At 68.4% G+C, this 3075-nt stretch carries 3 protein-coding genes and 1 tRNA gene; 1 reads left to right on the top strand and 3 read right to left on the bottom strand.

All coding sequences use genetic code 11. From position 1 onward, the window contains the following. Positions 1 to 265: 265 nt before the first annotated feature. Positions 266 to 341, top strand: a tRNA-Met gene (locus KZA10_RS10830). Positions 342 to 588: 247 nt separating this feature from the next. Here the strand turns inward: KZA10_RS10830 and KZA10_RS10825 are convergent. From KZA10_RS10825 to KZA10_RS10815, 3 genes are read right to left on the bottom strand one after another with little or no spacing between them, the layout of a single operon-like run. Then, positions 589 to 1362, bottom strand: a complete 774-nt coding sequence (locus KZA10_RS10825; protein ID WP_308289649.1) for an iron chelate uptake ABC transporter family permease subunit — start codon at positions 1360 to 1362, stop codon at positions 589 to 591. Further along, positions 1359 to 2441 carry an iron ABC transporter permease gene (locus tag KZA10_RS10820; RefSeq protein ID WP_218682885.1) on the bottom strand — a complete coding sequence of 361 codons (1083 nt, stop codon included), beginning with the start codon at positions 2439 to 2441 and terminating at the stop codon, positions 1359 to 1361. Before KZA10_RS10820 ends, KZA10_RS10825 begins: the two co-directional genes overlap by 4 nt. Next, on the bottom strand, positions 2438 to 2833 hold the full coding sequence (locus KZA10_RS10815; protein WP_256934720.1) for a hypothetical protein: 396 nt from the start codon (positions 2831 to 2833) through the stop codon (positions 2438 to 2440). Before KZA10_RS10815 ends, KZA10_RS10820 begins: the two co-directional genes overlap by 4 nt. Positions 2834 to 3075 lie beyond the last annotated feature (242 nt).

Below are 3075 nucleotides of genomic sequence, written 5' to 3'. Positions count from 1 at the left end.
AGGGCACTCGCCGCGCTGCGTCGGCGCCGGCAGCCGTCGGACGGTGGCACCTGGGCGGACGCCTCGACCGACTACACGCTCGAACCCAACCCGTTCGACGACTCCCTCCGGCGCTGAACCTTCGGGGCGTCGGTGCGCTCAGTCTCCGAGGTGCGCGCATCCTGCGCTTCGCGGATGTCCGGTGTCCGTCATCCGCGGACTCATGGTGTTATCCCAGGCAATGATCCTGGCGGGAAAGATCACGGCCGGGTAACGTCGATCCCATCGCGGCGATCCGGGCGGTCCCGGGCCTCAGTTCATACCTGAAGGCGTTGCGGGTTCGACTCCCGCCGTCGCGTCCACTTAGGATGCCCCGTCTGGCCCTGGAATCAGGGCAGGCGGGGCTTCTTTGTGTTCCCGGCTGAGCTCCGTGACAACGAAACAGCAACACTCGACGACGCGCGAGCCTGATCGAGGGCATCCGAAACGGCCTCTAGGTCGTCGGGCGAAGCTTGACGCGCGAGGAGTCAACCCCCTCGCCGCCTCCGGCGACCCCCCGCCCGGAGGGATGTCTACCGACCCCATGGCCTACACCCACCCGACGAGCAGCTAACGCTCTGCACGTCTCACCAGCCGCGCCGATGACCTCGGTTGGTAAGCCGGCGCCCAACCGCTGCGGGGATTCGGGCACACACAACGTGACCCGCAGCACACGAGGGGTCCCAGAGTCACGCACTGGGACCCCTCACTCCCGACGCTGACCGAGATCAGGATCCACGAGGTGAGCGATCCGAGTCCGGCCGAGACGCCGATGCCGACGATGATGAGCCGGAACGACGACATCGTGTTCTTGTTGGCGAGCACGTAGACCAGCAGCGCGGTGAACAGGCCGCCGATCAGCGCACCCGCCGCCTTGAACATGTAGGTGTTCGGCTCGAAGACGATCATCACGAGCGTCACGCCGAACTGCGCGCCGATGCCGAAGCCGATGATGTCGGGGGAGCCGAGCGGATTGCGTGTGAGCGATTGGAAGATCCCACCGGCGAGGGCGAGGGCCGCGCCGCACAGCACGGCGAACAGCACACGCGGCAGGCGCCACTCGAACACCACCTGGCGGATGTCGGGATCGGATGCCGGGTCGACGATCGCCCGGATGACGGCGGCGAAGTCGACCTCGTAGGCGCCGAGCGTCATGGAGGCGAGACCTGCGCCGATGATCACGACGACGAGCACGACGCTGACGACGGCCGCGCGCACGGGGATGAGCGTGGCGATGCGCGAGGTCTCGATCCGGAACAGGCGTCGCCCGTGATCCACGGGAGGGAACCCGGCTGCCGGGGGCGGCGAGCTCGGCGCGGTGACCGGCTTCTGGTCGATGCTCACAGCCCGCTCACCCGCTTGCGGCGCACGAGCACGATCAGGATCGGGGCTCCGAGAAGGGCGGTGACGATGCCGACGCGCATCTCGCCGTTGGGGAGCACGATGCGCCCGAGGATGTCGGCGAACAGCAGGAAGGCGGGGCCGATGATCGTGGAGTAGGCGAGCACCCAGCGCTGATCGGGACCGGTGAACCAGCGCACGATGTGCGGGATCATGAGCCCGACGAAGGCGATGGGGCCGGCGGCGGCGGCGCTGGTTCCGGCCAGCAAGGTGACGGCGATGATGACGAGGATGCGGGTTACCCGCACGCGGGCGCCGAGGGCCTGCGCCAGGTCGTCGCCGAGGGCCAGGGCGTTCAGGGAGCGCGCGCACAGCAGTCCGATCAGCAGGCCGGCGACGATCAGGGGCACGGCCCAGGTGACCTGGTCGAGGGTGCGTCCGCCGATCGAGCCGACACCCCAGAAGCGCATGACCTGCAGGGTGCTGTGGTCGCGGAGCACGATCGCGGTGGTGAATCCGGTGAAGGCCGCGCCGAGGGCGACGCCGGCGAGAGTGAGCTTCATGGGGGTCGCGCCCGAAGCGCCGAACGAGCCGAGGATATAGACGAGCACGGTGAGGACGAAGGCTCCGCCGAGGGCGAAGGGCATGTAGGCGCCGGGGGTGGTGAACCCGAGCACGCCGACCGCGACGGTGACGGCGAACGATGCACCGGCGTTGACCCCGAGGATGCCGGGGTCGGCCAGCGGGTTACGGGTGAACGCCTGGATCAGGCCACCGCACACGGCGAGAGCAGCACCCACGACGATGCCGAGCAGCGTGCGGGGCACGCGCAGTTCCATGATCATCAGATGAAGCGGGTTCTCGTCGCACGAGAAGAGGGACTGCAGCACGGTGGCAGGGTCGATCGCACGGCTGCCGACCGCGAGCGAGGCGATGGCGGCGATGACCAGCACCGCCACGGAGATGACCAGTCCCGTCGCGAGCGTCCCGTTGCGGTGCGGGGAGTCGTCCGTGCGACTCCCCGCACCCGTGTTCGAGACGTCCGTGCCGTCGTGCGTCGCCAGGGACATCTCGGGGGTCACCTGCCGGTGATGGTCGGTTCGCCCTGCAGCGCGGCGGCGAGGTCGTCGTACTTCGGCAGGATGTACTTCAGCGAGAGCACGGTGGGCGCGCTGATGGCCGAGGCCTCGGCGGCGTCGCCATAGATCACGTAGGAGCCGTTGGCGATCGGGTTCCAGCGCGACATCACCTTGTTCTCGACCGTGTAGGCCCCTTCGTCCGCGCTGCCGCCCCAGGCGGCGAACAGGTCGGCCTCCACGTCGTAGAGGTTCTCGAGGCTCACGCCGGTGTACCAGTTGTCGCCCTCGGCGGTCTTGAGGAAGCTGTCCATCGCCGAGGTCGAGGTGAGTGCGGCGACGATGTCCGCCGACATCCACCCGAGGGTGACGATGCGCTGCGGCTTCTCGGGGATCACGGTCCCTCACACATCGATGCTAGGACGCGGATGCGGCGCCCAGTGTCGTGGGAGCGACGACTTGTGTCGCTGAACCGACAAAGAGGGTTCGCAGTCGCCCACGCACGGTCGCGATAGACCGCCTTCCTGGTGCCGGGGCTCGAGATCGAGGTCGCCGACAAGCGCACGAATCGTCCTGACGCACCGGAGCTCGGCTCCGAGGACGCGGATTCCCCCGGAACCGTGACCTCCTACCTCTATGA

The sequence above is a fragment of the Microbacterium sp. BF1 genome (assembly GCF_019279095.1).
Classification (GTDB): Bacteria; Actinomycetota; Actinomycetes; order Actinomycetales; family Microbacteriaceae; genus Microbacterium; species Microbacterium maritypicum.
This window is presented reverse-complemented; position numbering and strand designations above follow the sequence as displayed.